The following is a 15,269-nucleotide window of genomic DNA, read 5'->3' as shown; positions in this document are numbered from 1 at the left end:
TACGGCGTACACCTCATTCGCCCCGGCATCCAAGGAGCCCCCCATGGCCACACCGAGAACGCTCGCGACAGCAGCGGGCGCGTGCTTCCTCGCCACCCACGTCACCTCGATCGGCGGGCTCATCCTGTATGGCCCGCTCCTGAAGACCGCCGACTACGTGACCGGCGCCGGCACCGACAGCCGGATCCTCCTGGGCGCCCTGCTCGAAGTGCTCCTCACGCTCTCCGTCGTCGGCACCGCGGTCACCCTGCACCCCGTCACCCGGCGCCGCCACGAAGCCCTCGCCACCGGCTACGTCGCCCTCCGCACCCTGGAAGCCGCCGTCATCGCCGTCGGCATCGTCAGCCTGCTCGCCGTCGTGACCCTCCGCCGCAAGCCACCCACCGGCGCCGATCCGGGCGCGCTCCTCACCACCGGCAAGGCCCTGGCCGCCGTCCACGACTGGACGTTCCTGCTCGGCCCCAACTTCATCTGCGGAGCCAACACCGCGCTCCTCGCCCTGCTGCTGTACCGCAGCCGGCTCGTCCCGCGCCCCATCGCCGTCCTCGGCCTGGCGGGCGGCGCGCTGATCTTCGCCTCCGCGATCGCCGTCCTGTTCGGGGCCTACGAGCAGGTCTCGGGACCCGGGATGCTCGCCGCCGTCCCGGTGTTCGCCTGGGAACTCTGCCTGGCCGTCCGGCTCCTCACCAAGGGATTCACCCCGACGGCGACCGCGACCGCCTGACCATGTGTCACTCCATCCCGAAGTGGTCGTGCACCGGCCGCACTTCGACCGCCACCACATGGAAGTCCAGCACCCGCTCCGCGATCTCCCGCGCCCGCCCGGGGCTCGCGCACTCGACGACGTAGTACGCCGTCAGGTGCTCATCGGCCGCCACCAACGGCCCGCCCGAGGACGTGACCCCCTCCCCGGTCCACCGGAGCGTCGTCGTGTCCGCCGGAAACGCCAGCCCCGCCCCGTTCAGCATCTCCCCCGAGCCCTCCAGGTCCCGGTGCAGCGCCTCGTGCCGCCGGAACACCTCCGCCCGCTGCTCCCCGGTCATCGCCGCCGTCGCCGCAGGGTCCGCGTACATCAGCACCAGGTACTTCATCCCGCGATCCTGACACCGCACCACGCGGATGCGGAGGCTCACAGCACCGGACGTCACCGACCGGCCGGTCGCGCCTGCACCGTCGCGCGGGAAGTCGGGCGGGCCGACTTCCCGCGCGAGGCGTCAGAGGGCCCAGGTGAGGGTGGTGCCGTCCGGGGTGGTGTGGGTGATGTGCTGGGCGCCGGGGCCGGCTTCGAGGGTGAACCACTCGCGGCGGGGGCGGTGGTGGGCGAGCCAGGAGGTGTGGGCGGCTTGGAGGTCCTGGGGGTGGAGGGCGGCCCAGAAGGAGAAGGCGGGGTCGTCGAGGACGCGGGAGTCGGTCGCCTCCGTCGCCCGGGCCTCGCCCGGGTTCCTCGGCAGGAAGCGGCCGACGGCGCGGCCGTCCGCCAGCTTGGTGAGCCGGGCCACCGCGCCGCGGACCGGGGCGACGATGAGGCCGCCCGGGGCGCACTGGTCGAGCCAGGCCCGGGGGATGCGGCGGACGCCTCGGGTGGCGATGATCCGGTCGTACGGCGCTCCGGCCGGGTGGCCGTCGGAGCCGTCGGCGGCCTCGGCCCGGACCACGGTCGGCTCGAAGCCGTTGTCGTACAGCCGGGTGCGGGCGTTGTCGACGAGTTGCCCGGTGCGGTCGGCGGTGGTGACGGTGGCCGAGCCGGCGAGGTGGCAGAGCAGTGCCGCGGTGTAGCCGGTGCCGGTGCCGAGCTCCAGCACCCGGCTGCCGGGCCGGACGTCGAGCGCGTCGAGCATCTCGGCGAGCAGGCTCGGCAGGGTGGCGGAGGAGGTCGCGATCCCGCCGCGGAATCCTCCCGGCGCGGCATCCTCGGCGTGCACGCCGTCGACCTCGGTGATCAGCGCCCGGTCGGCGTAGACCTCCGCGAGCCACGAGTCGTCCGCGAAGTCCTCCTCGCGCCAGGGGAGATGGAGACCGCTCTCCTCGCGGTAGAACACCGGGACGAAGGGGTGTCGCGGCACGGTGAGGAACGCGTCGACCACCCGGGCGGAGAGCGCCGAGCCCGCTCGCTCGACCTCGGTGGCCAAGTCGGCTCTGGCACGCAGGACTTGCTGGTCGCTGTGCAGAACAGTCGTCATGCCCGGTCGTTCCCTTCGTGGGTGATCACAGACGTCGGGGTACACCCGGCCGCCTGCTCGATGAACCCGCAAAGGACCGGCCGGCCGTCTTGCTCTCCCCCGCGGTCGGCGCCCCCGATGCTCCCGAAGTTGTGAACAAAGGGTCAAGACTTGTGAATCGAGGAAGTAGGAAATTCGCAGAAATCCTTGGTGACAGCTACGCGGGCAGAACGCCCGCACAGGAAGTCGGCGGGGCCGACTTCCCACGCTTCACCTGCCCTCGGAGGGCTTCGGGAAAGCGGCGCGCAGCGCGGAGCCGTGGGTGAGGACGGCGACCGCGACCAGGGCGAGGGCGGAGATCCCCTGGAGGACCACGTACCAGGCGGGGCAGAGGCCGGGGATCAGATCGACCCCGATGACGGCGACCGGCATGACCCTGGCCAGGGTGCGGACCCGGTCGAAGGCCCGGTAGGACCCGGCGGCGGCCTGGGAGACCATCCGGTGGACCAGCGGGGCGGCGCCGAGGAGGATGACAGCGCGGATCCACATGAACGGCGTCGCCTCGTGGCCGGTGAAGGCCGTCACGGCGACCGTGCCGAGGACGATCGCGCTCACGGCGCCGAAGAGCACGACGCACTTCTTGATCGTGGTGAAGGTGGACTGGGTGGTCGCGACGGTCGCCATGGTTCTTTTCCCTCCGGGTCGTTGTGGAATCGACGCTACGGAGCGGGCGAGCGCCCCCATACGGGTCCAGCCGTACAGGGGGGTGGGGCTAGGCACACACACCGGCGGCCCCGCGCGGAGGGGCGAGGGGCCGCCGGTGAGGGTCACTGAGCGGTGGCAGCGGCGGAACGGCCGGACCAGAGGACGGAGCCGAGCAGGAGGAGACCCGGGACGATGCCGGAGACCACCGCGATGACCGGCTTGGAGACGTCGCAGGCGGCCAGGACGAGGCCGACGACACCGCAGACCGCCATCGACCCGGCGAGGACGTGCAGCGCGGCCCGCTTCCAGACGACGGCGAGCCCGAAGAAGTGCACGCCGACCACGAACGCGATCCAGGCCACGGACGCGGTCGGCGTGTTCAGCACATTGGCGATCACGTACAGGCCGACGCCGAGCCCGAGCACCTCGGCCGCCACGACGTACCAGTAGCCCCGCCCGAAGCCCGGCCCACGCGGGGGTCTCGCCTCACCGGCGACGGCTTCGGCCGGACGTCGCCGGGTCAGCACGATCCGGAGGAAGGCGAGGATCGCGAGCACCCGGAGGGGAGCGGCGGCGGCCGTCGGCAGGGTCCCGGCGTTCATCTGGACGAAGGCGAGCCCGAAGCTGCCGCCGATGAGCCTGCTGACCTGATCATTTGTCATGATCGTCAGATCTACCGCATGACGGCCACCCAGCAAAACGGGTGTACTTGCCCACCCGCTGGCGTGCCTCGTGAAGCGGCCGAGCCCGTTCAGGCTGAAGTGGTGGCACCAGTTCCCACCCCGGCCCGGGAGAAGCCCATGAGAAACACCCGCGCGGTGGCCGCCACGGCCGCCGCCATCGCCCTGATCACCGTGGTGTGCGGCGGCTGCTCCAGCAGCAAGAAGACGACGGCCGCGGCGAGCACCACAGCCGCGGCGCCCTTCACGACCTCGACGGAGAGCCCGAGCGGAAGCCCGAGCGCCAGCCCGAGCCCGTCCGCCGGAGCCACCGGTGCGGGCACCCTGGTCGCGGCGGCCACCATCGGCAAGTTCCAGAACATCCTGGTCGACGCCCAGGGCAAGACGCTCTACCTGTTCGAGGCGGACACCTCCCCCACCCCGACCTGCTACGACGCCTGCGCCACCGCCTGGCCGCCGGTCCTCACCACCGGAACCCCCACCGCCGCGCACGGCGCCGACCAGGCCAAGCTCACCACCACCGCCCGCAAGGACGGCACGTCCCAGGTCGTCTACAACGGCCACCCGCTCTACTACTTCGAGGGCGACAAGGCCCAGGGCGACACCAACGGCGAGGAGTCCAGCGCCTTCGGCGCCAAGTGGTACGTGGTCAACGCCGCGGGTGACAAGGTCGAGGGCGACTGAGCGGATGCACCGTGTCGAGCGGCCGTCCCGTCCCCGCCGGCGGGCCTCCGGCCTCCTGTGGGCGCTCCTGCCGGTGGCGGTGACGGCCGGCCTCTTCTGGTACGGCCGGGCGCACACCCCCGATTACACGAGCGGCCTCTTCGGCCGCCGCTTCGCCGACGCCAACCAGCTCAAGGCCCAGCTCGGCACCGCCCTGCTGGGCCTCGCCCTGGTCCAGCTCCTGCTGGCGCTGTGGATGTACGGCCGGCTGCCCGGCCTGCCCGCCGCACCCCGGTCGGTCCGGACCGGGCACCGGCTGATCGGCCTGGGAGCGTTCCTGCTCTCCCTCCCGGTCGCCTACCACTGCCTCACCGCGTACGGCGTGCAGGTGACGGACAGCCGGATCGCGCTGCACTCGTTCGCGGGGTGCTTCCTCTACGGCGCGTTCGTCACCAAGGTCGTCGTGGTCCGTCACCCCCGGCTCCCCGGCTGGGCCCTGCCCACGGCGGGCGGCGCCCTGACCGTCCTGATCGCCCTGCTCTGGTACAGCGCCGCCCTCTGGCAACTGAACGGCCTTCACGTGCCCGGCCTGTGAGCCCCCGATGCCGGGCCGGCCCCGGCGTCGTCACGGTCCTGAAGACGCCGCGCCGCACCGATGACGAACCGCGACGACGAGCCGCGCCGGGCGCACGCGAAGGCCCCCACCCCCGAAGGGGCGAGGGCCTCGCGGTCGTCCGTCGGGCTCCGGGTCAGCCGCCGGACGGGTTCCGATTACCGCCGCCGGCTCCGCCTCCGAAGCCGCCTGCTGCGGCTCCTTCGACGAGCTGGTTCGCGGTGTAGCCACCGTTGGCGTCGGGGGTGCCGACGACGGTCACGCTCTGGCCGGGCTGGAGATCGGTGACCTTGCCCTCCTTGTTGAGCTGGACCTTCGTCGCGTCGCCGGTGGTGACCTTGACGGTGTTGCCATTGGAGTCTGTCAGGTACACGATGTTTCCGTCCACGGCCTTTACCGTGCCCCGGGCGAAACCGGCCTGTCCGCCCTGGCCCTGACCGGCGCCCGCACCCTGGCCCTGGCCCCCACGACGGCCGCCGTTCTGCCCGGCGCCCTGCCCGTAGCCCCCGGCGCCCTGCCCGTACCCGCCGCCCCCGGCGGGCCGCTGGGCACCCGCCGCAGCCGTCGGCCGGGCGGACCTGTCCCCGGCGGAGCCGTGGTTCTGCTGGTACCAGACGCCCCCCGCGAACGCCCCCGTGGCGATCACGCCGCCGGCCAGCGCCAGGCTGAGCCAGGGCAGCTTCCGCCGGGGCGGCGCCGCCAGTTCCGCGCTGACGTCGCGGGCGTCCGGCGGGGTGGAGAGCAGGGCGACCTGCTCGGCCGGGGTACTGCTGACCGGGGCGATCTCTTTGCTGCTCATGGAGTGGAGTCCTACTCGTGCCGGAGGGCGTCGATCGGCCGCAGCGAGGCGGCCCGGTTGGCGGGGTAGCTGCCGAAGAACAGTCCGATGGCGACGGCGATGCCGAACGCGCCGAGCACCGATTCGGGGATGATCACCGGCTTGATGCCGACGATGCTGAAGTGCGAGCCGGCCATCCCGGCGGCCACGCCCAGGCCGGCCCCGATCACCGACAGCAGCGTCGACTCGGTCAGGAACTGCCCGAGGATCACCGCGCGCGGCGCCCCGAGCGCCTTGCGGATGCCGATCTCGCGGGTCCGCTCGGTGACCGTCACCAGCATGATGTTGGTGATCCCGATCCCGCCGACCAGCAGCGAGATGGCCGCCACCGCGCCGAGCAGCACCGTGAAGGTCTTGGTGGTGCTCTCCCGCGCCGTGAGCAGGGAGGCCTGGTTGGTGATCCGGAAGTCGGCCTTGCCCGGGTCGGCGATCGCGTGTGCCGCGAGCAGCACCCGGGTGATCTCCGACTGGGCGGCCGTGGTGGTGTCCGCCGAGGCGGCCTGCACCAGGATCTGGTTGACCGCGCCGAAGCCGGTGAAGGCGTTCTGCACCGTCGGCAGCGGGGCGATCACCACGTCGTCCGGGTCGGTGAAGCCGCTGCCGCCCTTGGCCTGGAGCACCCCGACCACCGTGAACGGCGTGCCGCCGAGGACGATCCGCTTGCCGACCGGGTCCTCGGTGTCGAACAGCTGCTTGGCCGTGGTGGCGCCGAGCACGGCGACCTTGCGCGAGCCGAGCACGTCGTCGTCGGTGAAGTACTCGCCCTTCACGACCTTCTGGTTGGCGGTCTCGAAGTACGCCGGGTAGGTGCCGACGATCGAGCCCGGGCTGTACGAGACGTTCCCGTACAGCGCCGTGCCGCTGGTGGTGACGACCGGGGCCACCGACTTGATCGCGGTGGACGCGCCGGCGTCGGTCGCCAGCGCCTTGGCGTCCGCGACCGTCAGCTTCTTCACCGAGGAGGCCGCCCGGGCGCCGCCGGCCGCCGAACCGGAGCTGACGGTGAGCGAGTTGGTGCCGAGCGAGGTGATCGAGTCCTTGACCGCGACCGACGAGCCGTTGCCGACCGCCAGCAGCAGGATCACCGAGGCGACGCCGATCAGCACGCCGAGCATGGTGAGCGCCGAGCGCACCTTGTTGGCGGCGAGGCCGCCGACCGCGAAGCGGAGTGTCTGCCAGAGGATCACGCGGGCACTCCCAGGTCGTGGAGGGCAGGGGGCGGTCCGTCGACCGGGGCCTGCCGGAGGTCGCTCACGATCTGGCCGTCCACCAGCCGCAGCACCCGCTTGGCGTGCCGCGCGACCTCGTCCTCGTGGGTGATCAGCACGACCGTGCGGCCGGTGGCGTTGAGCCCGTCGATCAGGGCCAGCACCTCCTCCGTGGAGCGGCTGTCGAGGTTGCCGGTCGGCTCGTCGGCGAGCAGCATCGCGGGCGCGGTGACCAGCGCCCGGGCCACCGCGACGCGCTGCTGCTGGCCGCCGGAGAGCTCGTTGGGCTTGTGCCCGGCGCGCTCGCCGAGGCCGACCAGCGACAGCGCGGCCAGCGCCCGGCGGCGCCGCTCGGCGGCCCGGACGCCCGCGTAGGCGAGCGGCAGCTCGACCTGGGCGAGGGCGGTGGTGCGCGGGATCAGGTTGAAGGACTGGAAGACGAAGCCGATCTTGCGGTTGCGCACCAGCGAGAGCTGCTGCTCGTCCAGGTGGCCGACGTCGACGCCGTCCAGCAGGTAGCGGCCGGAGGTCGGGACGTCGAGGCAGCCGAGGATGTTCATCAGGGTGGACTTGCCGGAGCCCGAGCTGCCCATCACGGCGACGAAGTCGCCCTGCTCGATGTCCAGGCCGACGCCCTGCGGTTCGCCGGTCTCCGGGTCGTCCGGGCCGCGCAGCGCGTGCACGGTGGCGTCGCCGTGCCCGTACGACTTGGTGAGCCGGCGGATCCGGATCACCGGCACGGGCGTCTCGGGGACGCGCTTGTCGATGACGTGACGCATGCTCAGCCCCGACCGCCCCGGCCGCCGCCCGTGCCGCCACCGCCGGTGCCGCCTGCGCCGCCGCCCGTACCGCCGGGGAAGACCCCGCCGCCGTTGCCGCCCCGGCCGTTGCCGCCGGCGCCCGGGAAGGAGCCGTTCGGGAAGCCGTTGCTGCCGCTGGTGGTGGGGAGTTCGACCTTGTCGCCCTCCTTCAGCCCGGAGACCACCTGCACCGTGCTGTCGCCCTCGACGCCGACCCCGACGGTGACCCGCTCGGTGGCGCCGTCCTCGTGCACCACGGTCGCGGTGCGGGAGGTGCCGGTGCCCGACAGGGCGGCGGTGGGCAGCGACAGCGCGCTGTCGGCCTCGCCGGTGATCACCTGGACGGTGGCGCTGAGGCCGGTGCGCAGCGTGCTGGTGTCGCCGCTCAGCTGCAGGGTGGCCGCGTACTGGACGGCGGCGGAGCCGGCCGCGCCGCCGGAGCCGCTGCCGCTGGGCAGCGAACTGACCGACAGGACGGTCGCGTTGAGCTTGGTGTCGGACTGCGCGTTCAGGGTGACGGTGGCCGCCTCGCCCTTCTTCAGCTTGAGCGAGTCGAGCTCGGAGAAGTTCGCGGTGACCTGCATGCCGGTCGGGTTGGTGAGCACGATGAAGCCGCTGGGCGCGCTCGCACCCGTGCTCGTGCCGGTCGACTTGGCGGATCCGGAACCGGTGGAGCCGGAGGCGGTCGCCCCGACGGTGTCGCCGACCTTGTTCGAGATCGAGGCGACCGTGCCGTCCAGCGAGGCGGTCAGGGTGGTCCCGGCCAGCGCCGTCTGGGCGTTGGAGAGGTTGGTCTGCGCGGTGGCGACCTGCTGCTCGGCCTGGGCGACGGCCGCGTCGTCGACCTTGGTGGTGGTGACGGTGGTGGTCTGCGGGGCGGGCGTACTGCTCCCGCCCGCCCCGCGTCCGCCACCGCCGGCGGACCCTCCGGTGCCGCTGCCGGTCCCGCCGCCGGACCCCCCGGAGGCCGGGGCCGGCAGCGGCTCGGTGGTCGTGGTGGTGACCCCGGCCTGCGCCTTGGTGAGGTTGGCGTTGGCCGTGGTGAGGGCCACCCTGGCCGCGTCCACCTGCTGCTGGGCCGCCGTGGTGTCCACGGTGGCGAGCACCTGGCCCTTCTTGACGGCGTCCCCGACCGCGACCTTGACCGCGGTGAGCTTGCCGCCCGTGGTGAAATCCTGGGCCGCGTCGGTGGGAGACACCAGGGTGCCGGTTCCGGACACGGTGGCCAGGACGGTGCCCTTGGCGACGGTCGCGGTCCGGGTCACGGGCTTGGCCGAGGCCGGGCCGGAGCTGCCGCTGACCGTGGTGTACACCAGGGCCGCACCGCCCAGCAGGGCCACGCCGAGCGCGGAGTTGACGAGGACGGCACCGCGCCGCCGTGGGAGGACCTTCATGGCGGACAGCTTCCCGGGGCGCTCTTGCGGAGCCCTGAGCGCCGGCTGGGAGAAGACTGACCGGGCGGATCCGGGCATTACGGGCAGAACATCCGCCCAGCGCGGCCCGCTTGGGCGCCTCGTGGCCCGCCGTTGGCCGAACTCCCAGCAGGCTCCCAGCGATCCACAGCCATCCGGGAGCCGGCCGGGTACGGGCGCCCGACCGCGCACGGCGGGCCGGAGACGCCGCAGGGGCGCGCCGACGAGCGGCACGCCCCTGCGGGAACGGGAAGGTCAGAGCGACTTGCGGAAGGCCTCCGCCACCTGCAGGAAGATCGAGTTGCCCTCGGCCTCCCCGATCGACACCCGCACGCCCTCCGGGAACGGCCGCACGATCACGCCGGCCGCGCCGCAGGCGGCGGCGAAGTCCGCCGAGCGCTCGCCGAGCCAGAGCCAGACGAAGTTGGCCTGCGAGTCCGGGATCTCCCAGCCCTGGGCGCGCAGCCCGGCGACCACCCGGGCGCGCTCCTGGACGAGCCCCTCGACCCGCTCCAGCAGCGCCTCCTCGGAGCGCAGCGAGGCGACGGCGGCGTTCTGGGCGAGCTGGCTGACGCCGAACGGGACGGCGGTCTTGCGCAGCGCGTTCGCCACCGGCTCGTGCGCGATCGCGAAGCCGACCCGCAGGCCGGCCAGGCCGTACGCCTTGGAGAAGGTGCGCAGCACGCAGACGTTCGGGCGGTCGCGGTAGAGGTCGATGCCGTTGGGCACCTCGGGGTCGCGGATGAACTCGATGTAGGCCTCGTCCACGACGACCAGGACGTCGCCGGGCACGGCGTCCAGGAAGCGCTCCAGCTCGGCGCGGTGGATCACGTTGCCGGTGGGGTTGTTCGGGTTGCAGACGAAGATCAGCCGGGTGTTCGGGGTGATCGCGGCGAGCATCGCGTCCAGGTCGTGGTCGCCGGTGGCGGTGAGCGGCACCGGGACGGGCGTGGCACCCGCGACCTGGGTGATGATCGGGTAGGCCTCGAAGGAGCGCCAGGCGAAGATCACCTCGTCGCCAGGGCCGGCCGTGGCGAGGATCAGCGACTGGGCGACGCCGACCGAGCCGGTGCCGGTGGCGATGTGCTCGGCGGGCACGCCGAAGCGCTCGGCGAGGACCTCGGTCAGCTCGGTGACGCCCATGTCCGGGTAGCGGTTGAACGAGCCGGCCGCCGCGACCGCCGCCTCCAGCACGCCGGGCAGCGGGTCGTTCGGGTTCTCGTTCGAGGACAGCTTGTAGGCGTCGGCGCCGGCCGGCTTGCCGGGCTTGTAGGTGGGGATGCCGTCCAGGGTCGGCCGCAGCCGCGGGCCCTGCGCTGACGTACCACTGCTCACGGTCGTACTCCGTTTCCAGAAGTTGCACAACAGTCCGGTGCGCTCGCCCGCCACGGACGGGTTCGCCTCCGTACCCGGGATCTCCTGACGCGCCCGGACCACCCCGGTCGGGTGCCTTGCACGATACCGACCGCCCTCACCCGTAGGAGTGAGATGCCCGGTCGGGTTACAGACGCAGATCAGCCATTCTGCCTGGTTCCTTTGGCACATGTCAGAGGTAAGAAGCCTGGTTTCGGGCGGGTATCGAAGGGGCGCACCCAGGCTCACTCTTGGAGAAACGTATCTCCGAAGGCTCCCGATGCGCCGGTCACAGACCCTTGTCAGGAGCCATACGATCGGTCCGCCATGACAGCAGCAGCCAACCAGAGCGGTCGGCGACCCACCACCTCACGGCGTCTGGAGCGGGCCGGCATCCGGGATGTGGCGGCAGCCGCCGGAGTGTCGATCACCACCGTCTCCGACGCGCTGAACGGTAAGGGCCGCCTGCCCGACGAAACCCGCAGCCGGGTGCGCGAAGTCGCCGAGCGCCTCGGCTACCGCCCCTCGGCGGCCGCCCGTACCCTGCGCACCGGACGGTCCGGCCTGATCGGGCTGACCGTCACGACGTACGGCGAAGAACCCTTCACCTTCACCGAGTTCGCGTACTTCGCCGAGATGGCCCGGGCCGCCACCAGTGCCGCGCTCGGCCGCGGCTACGCGCTGGTGGTGCTGCCCGCCTCCTCGCGCCACGACGTCTGGGGCAACATCGCCCTGGACGGCACGGTGGTGATCGACCCGCCCGACCAGGACCCCCTGGTCAGCGAGCTGTACCGGTCCGGCGTGCCGGTGGTCAGCGACGGCAAGCCGGGCAACTGCCCGGTCACCGCCTGGGTCGACAACGACCACGAGGCCGCCGTGCTCGGCATCCTCGACCACCTCTCCGAAGCCGGCGCCCGCCGGATCGGCCTGCTCACCGGGACCAGCACCGACACCTACACCCGGCTCTCCACCGAGGCCTACCTCGGCTGGTGCGCCAAGGTCGGGCAGGAGCCGGTCTACGAGACCTACCCCGCGCACGACCCGGCGGCCGGCGCGGTCGCCGCCGACCGGCTGCTCGCCCGCCCCGACCGGCCGGACGCCGTCTACGGGCTGTTCGACCCCAACGGGACCGACCTGCTCGCCGCCGCCCGGCGGTACGGCCTGCGGGTGCCGGAGGACCTGCTGCTGGTCTGCTGCAGCGAGAGCGACGTCTACGCGACCACCGAGCCGCCGATCACCACGCTCTCGCTCAAGCCGCGCAAGATCGGCACCACCGTGGTCAACCTGCTCATCGACGCGATCGAGGGCGTGGACTCCGGGACGGGCGTCGACATCGCCCGGCTCTTCCCGCCCCGGTTCCGCACCGCCGGCACCGGACCGCCCCCGGGCACCCTGATGCCGACCGAACTGATCGTCCGCGCGTCCTCCCAGCGCCGGAGCCCGCGCACCACCGTCAGCCCGCCCCGCCCCCCGGGCGAGGTCTAGACCCGTTGTCGCCGGCCGGCGCCGTCGGGACGCCGACCGGCGTCCGGGGCGGGGCCCGGCCGGCACCCCGACGGCCCCCGGCCGGACACCGACCGGAGCCGGACGAGCACGAAAGCAGCCCGACCAGAGCTGACGAGACCATACCGAGCCGGGACAAAACGGACCTTGCGGGGCCGCCCGGCTGACGCTCCGGAGGATTGGATGCCCACCAGGTGACGACGCCGGGAGAGTGGTCTTCCTATGATGGGCGAATGACACCCGAGGACCGCTTCCCCGGGCCCGAGCACCCCCACTCGGGCCCCAACCACCAGCCGGACCTCGACGTGCTGCCCTACGGCACCTATTACGAACCCGAGCCCGCCCAGGGCTACCAGGGCACCCCGTACGACGCCGAGACGTACAGCGGCTACGGCGGCGCCCGCTACCTCGAACAGCACTGGACGGCCGAGGGCCAGGGCCACACCGTGCACGCCCAGGGCCAGACGGTGGACCAGTCCGCGGCGTTCTCGCACCAGGACCACCCCGGCTACGAGGACCGGCCCGGGTACGAGGAACGCCCCGGCTACGGGGACCAGGAACGCCCGGCCTACGACGGCCGGGAGCACGCGGCGTACGACGCCCAGGAGCAGGCCGGGTACGACGGCGGCCAGGACCGGGCGACCTACCAGGAGCACGCGGCCTACGAGGACAACGGCGGCAACGGCGGCTACGACGACCGCGCCGGCTACGAGCCGACCCTCCCCGACCAGCCCTCCCCGGCCCTCCAGCTCGACGCCCGCGACGGCCGCGACGACCCGCCGACCATCGAGCTCGGCCCGCCGCTGCCCGACCCCTCCGCCCCCACCTACCCGTACCCGGCCCCCGGCCCCGGCGAGCCGCCCGGCCCGGTCTACGTCGTCGGCGACGTGCACGGCTACCTGGAGGAGCTGCGCACCGAACTGCACCACCAGGGCCTGATCGACGCCGACGGCCACTGGTCGGCCGGCCGCGCCCGGATCTGGTTCCTCGGCGACTTCACCGACCGCGGCCCCGACGGCATCGGCGTCATCGACCTGGTCATGCAGCTCGCCGCCGAGGCCGCCGCGGCCGGCGGCTACTGCCGCGCCCTGATGGGCAATCACGAACTGCTCTTCCTCGGCGCCGCCAAGTACGGCGACGAGCCGGTCCAGTCCACCGCCGGCACCGCCTCCTTCCTCGCCGCCTGGCGGCTCAACGGCGGCCAGCAGAACGACCTGGACCGCCTGGAGGCGCACCACATCAGCTGGCTGTCCCGGCTCCCCGCCATCGCGCTGGAGGACGACCACCTGCTGCTGCACTCCGACACCACCGCGTACCTGGAGTACGGCGAGTCCATCCCCGACGTCAACGACGCCGTGCACGCCCTGCTCGCCGACGCCGGCGTGGACGAGTGGTGGGACTGCTTCCGCCGCTTCACCAAGCGGTTCGCCTTCCGCGGCGACGCCGGGCCGACGGCCGTCCACGAGCTGCTCGACACCTACGGCGGCACCCGGATCGTGCACGGGCACAGCCCCATCCCGTACCTCACCGGCGCGGTGCACGCGGACGACGGCCAGCCGCCGCACATCCCCGGACCGTACGTGTACGCGGACGACCTCGCGGTGGCCATGGACGGCGGCGTGACCATGGAAGGCCGGCTGCTCGTCGCCCGTCTGCCCGTCAACTGAGACCCCTCGCCGAACAGTTGTTCCCGGCGCCCGGGCCGTCGCACGCGCGCGGCCCGGGGCGCGAAATTCCGGAAACCGACTGTCGACCCGGGTGCACCCGCCCCTACCATGAGGCACACCACACCCGGCCGCCCGTCCGGCGGCCCGCCTCCGCGGCCCGTTCCGGCGTCCTGAGGGCGCCCGCGCCCCCGGGGCGGAGCGGACCGGGGTCCGCACGAACGGGGTCCCCATGTCCAACCCCCCGCCACTGCTCGCCGAGGACCGCCCGGAGTACGAGCGCCTCCTCGCCGAAGCCCTGCGCGACCGCACCGTCCTCACCGCCCTGCGCGCCCCCGGCGCGCTCACCGGCGACCAACTGCGCATCCGCGCGCTGCGCGACGCCGACGGCGTCAACGCCGCGGCCGCCACCGAGTACGCGCACTACACCCGGCTGCGCGACAGCCTGCGTGCCACACCCCCGCCACCGCCCGGCGTCGAGCCCACCGCCCCCGGCCTGCTCACCCAGCTGCGCTCCGCCAACGGCGGCGCCGGACTGTTCCCCGTCCTCACCGTGCTCACCCCGATCCTGGCCTGGGCCGCCGCCGTGTTCCTGCTGCTCATCGGCTACCTGCTGCGCGCCGCCGACCCGGACCTCGTCCTCGCCCGCTCCCTGGTCACGGCCGGCTGGGTGGCGCTCGCCGCCGGCGTCGCCGCAATGGCCATCGGCATGGTCGGCCTCCTCCTCACCGCCATACGCGACGGCACCGCCGCCCCGGCCGGCACCGACCCCGAGCTCGCCGCCGCACTCGCCGCGGCCCGCACCGAGTGGCGCACCGCCCTGCGCGACCGCGGCCTGCTGCCCTACCTGCACGCCGCACTCCCCCCGGTGCCCGGAGCCGCCGTCCCCGAGCCCCGCGCCGCGGCGGAGGGCCGCACGGGCGAGGAGAGCCATGCCGGTGCGGAGGCCCGAGCCGGTGAGGGGCCCGACTTCAGCAGCCCCGACTTCAGCAGCCCCGGCTACAGCTCGCCCTCCTTCACCAGCCCCGGCCCGGACGGACTGACCGACCCGGAGGGCCGCACCCACCGCTCCGCCGCGTTCACCCCGCCCGACTTCACCGGGCCCGGCTACACCCCGCCCGCGTTCACCGGGCCCGACGACGTCACCTGAGCCCGATCCCCCGCCGTGGCCCCGGTGCTACGGCGTCGGCTCCGGCACGTCCGTCAGCACCCGCAACTCCGGCGGACCGGCCAGCAGCTCGGCCGTGCGGTCCAGCGACCGTGCCAGGTGCGGGCTGGCCAGGTGCGCGTCGAACGCCGCCCGGGACTCCCACTCCTCCACGACCACCAGAACCCCCGGATCCTCCGGGTCCACGTAGTTCCGGTACGACAGACAGCCCGGCTCCGCCAGGCTCGGCCCCACCATCGTCCGTGCCTGCTCCCGCATCTCCGCCTCGCGCCCGGCCTTCGCCCGCAACCGCGCGATCGCCGTGATCCGCTCCGACATCCCGTCCCCCGTCCGTCGAGTCCTGCCCGGTCCTGGCCTGGCCTTGTCCTGGCCTGGCCCGGCCTTGTCCTGGCCTGGCCTGTCTTCGGGGCCCAACCACCGGCACCGCCCCGATCTTCCCGGGCTCACCCGTACGGCCCAACCACCGCCCGTCGCCGCCCGTCATCGCCCGTCACAGCGTCAGT

The 15,269-nt window shown here is 73.3% G+C and carries 16 protein-coding genes; 6 read left to right on the top strand and 10 right to left on the bottom strand.

What is annotated here, in order from left to right; genetic code table 11:
- Window positions 1-43 precede the first annotated feature (43 nt).
- A complete protein-coding gene (locus tag IE332_RS02440) occupies window positions 44-724 on the top strand; it encodes a DUF4386 domain-containing protein (protein WP_189913348.1) in 681 nt (226 codons plus the stop codon).
- A gap of 7 nt (window positions 725-731) precedes the next feature.
- Here the strand turns inward: IE332_RS02440 and IE332_RS02435 are convergent, their stop codons facing one another.
- The 4 genes from IE332_RS02435 to IE332_RS02420 form a co-directional block, all read right to left on the bottom strand.
- A complete protein-coding gene (locus tag IE332_RS02435) occupies window positions 732-1,091 on the bottom strand; it encodes a YciI family protein (RefSeq protein WP_189913347.1) in 360 nt (119 codons plus the stop codon).
- A gap of 123 nt (window positions 1,092-1,214) precedes the next feature.
- Window positions 1,215-2,180, bottom strand: coding sequence for a methyltransferase domain-containing protein (locus IE332_RS02430; RefSeq protein WP_189913346.1), 966 nt, complete (start codon window positions 2,178-2,180; stop codon window positions 1,215-1,217).
- 249 nt (window positions 2,181-2,429) lie between these two features.
- On the bottom strand, window positions 2,430-2,843 hold the full coding sequence (locus IE332_RS02425; protein ID WP_189913345.1) for a hypothetical protein: 414 nt from the start codon (window positions 2,841-2,843) through the stop codon (window positions 2,430-2,432).
- A 143-nt stretch (window positions 2,844-2,986) separates the two neighbouring features.
- Window positions 2,987-3,526 carry a hypothetical protein gene (locus IE332_RS02420; RefSeq protein WP_229928229.1) on the bottom strand — a complete coding sequence of 180 codons (540 nt, stop codon included), beginning with the start codon at window positions 3,524-3,526 and terminating at the stop codon, window positions 2,987-2,989.
- Window positions 3,527-3,664: 138 nt separating this feature from the next.
- On the opposite strand from IE332_RS02420, the gene IE332_RS40570 reads away from it, so the two are divergent.
- Both IE332_RS40570 and IE332_RS02410 read left to right on the top strand, forming a co-directional pair.
- Window positions 3,665-4,228, top strand: a complete 564-nt coding sequence (locus tag IE332_RS40570; protein ID WP_229928228.1) for a COG4315 family predicted lipoprotein — start codon at window positions 3,665-3,667, stop codon at window positions 4,226-4,228.
- Window positions 4,229-4,232: 4 nt separating this feature from the next.
- Window positions 4,233-4,802: a DUF6529 family protein gene (locus IE332_RS02410; RefSeq protein ID WP_189913344.1), complete on the top strand. Its 570-nt coding sequence runs from the start codon at window positions 4,233-4,235 to the stop codon at window positions 4,800-4,802.
- Between the two features lie 154 nt (window positions 4,803-4,956).
- Here the strand turns inward: IE332_RS02410 and IE332_RS02405 are convergent, their stop codons facing one another.
- The 5 genes from IE332_RS02405 to hisC form a co-directional block, all read right to left on the bottom strand.
- Complete coding sequence (locus IE332_RS02405; RefSeq protein ID WP_189913343.1) at window positions 4,957-5,619, bottom strand: hypothetical protein; 663 nt, start codon at window positions 5,617-5,619, stop codon at window positions 4,957-4,959.
- Between the two features lie 11 nt (window positions 5,620-5,630).
- Window positions 5,631-6,845 carry an ABC transporter permease gene (locus IE332_RS02400; RefSeq protein WP_189913342.1) on the bottom strand — a complete coding sequence of 405 codons (1,215 nt, stop codon included), beginning with the start codon at window positions 6,843-6,845 and terminating at the stop codon, window positions 5,631-5,633.
- Window positions 6,842-7,645, bottom strand: a complete 804-nt coding sequence (locus IE332_RS02395; protein WP_189913341.1) for an ABC transporter ATP-binding protein — start codon at window positions 7,643-7,645, stop codon at window positions 6,842-6,844. Before IE332_RS02395 ends, IE332_RS02400 begins: the two co-directional genes overlap by 4 nt.
- 2 nt (window positions 7,646-7,647) lie before the next feature.
- On the bottom strand, window positions 7,648-9,060 hold the full coding sequence (locus tag IE332_RS02390) for an efflux RND transporter periplasmic adaptor subunit (RefSeq protein ID WP_189913340.1): 1,413 nt from the start codon (window positions 9,058-9,060) through the stop codon (window positions 7,648-7,650).
- A 273-nt stretch (window positions 9,061-9,333) separates the two neighbouring features.
- Window positions 9,334-10,413 (bottom strand): histidinol-phosphate transaminase, encoded by a 1,080-nt coding sequence (gene hisC / locus IE332_RS02385; protein ID WP_189913339.1) that lies wholly within the window; start codon window positions 10,411-10,413, stop codon window positions 9,334-9,336.
- Window positions 10,414-10,758: 345 nt separating this feature from the next.
- On the opposite strand from hisC, the gene IE332_RS02380 reads away from it, so the two are divergent.
- The 3 genes from IE332_RS02380 to IE332_RS02370 all read left to right on the top strand — a co-directional run bounded on the left by IE332_RS02380 (window position 10,759) and on the right by IE332_RS02370 (window position 14,748).
- Window positions 10,759-11,916 carry a LacI family DNA-binding transcriptional regulator gene (locus IE332_RS02380; protein ID WP_189913338.1) on the top strand — a complete coding sequence of 386 codons (1,158 nt, stop codon included), beginning with the start codon at window positions 10,759-10,761 and terminating at the stop codon, window positions 11,914-11,916.
- Between the two features lie 251 nt (window positions 11,917-12,167).
- On the top strand, window positions 12,168-13,601 hold the full coding sequence (locus IE332_RS02375) for a metallophosphoesterase (protein WP_189913337.1): 1,434 nt from the start codon (window positions 12,168-12,170) through the stop codon (window positions 13,599-13,601).
- A gap of 229 nt (window positions 13,602-13,830) precedes the next feature.
- Entirely contained in the window at window positions 13,831-14,748 is a 918-nt protein-coding gene (locus IE332_RS02370; RefSeq protein ID WP_189913336.1) for a hypothetical protein, read from the top strand.
- Window positions 14,749-14,775: 27 nt separating this feature from the next.
- On the opposite strand, the gene IE332_RS41745 is transcribed toward IE332_RS02370, so the two are convergent.
- Complete coding sequence (locus IE332_RS41745; RefSeq protein ID WP_189913335.1) at window positions 14,776-15,084, bottom strand: putative quinol monooxygenase; 309 nt, start codon at window positions 15,082-15,084, stop codon at window positions 14,776-14,778.
- Window positions 15,085-15,269: the final 185 nt, after the last annotated feature.

The organism is Kitasatospora xanthocidica, from assembly GCF_014656195.1.
In the GTDB taxonomy this organism is placed as follows: domain Bacteria; phylum Actinomycetota; class Actinomycetes; order Streptomycetales; family Streptomycetaceae; genus Kitasatospora; species Kitasatospora xanthocidica.
The sequence above is the reverse complement of the archived record's forward strand: the minus strand, read 5'-3'. Positions and strand labels throughout refer to the sequence as shown.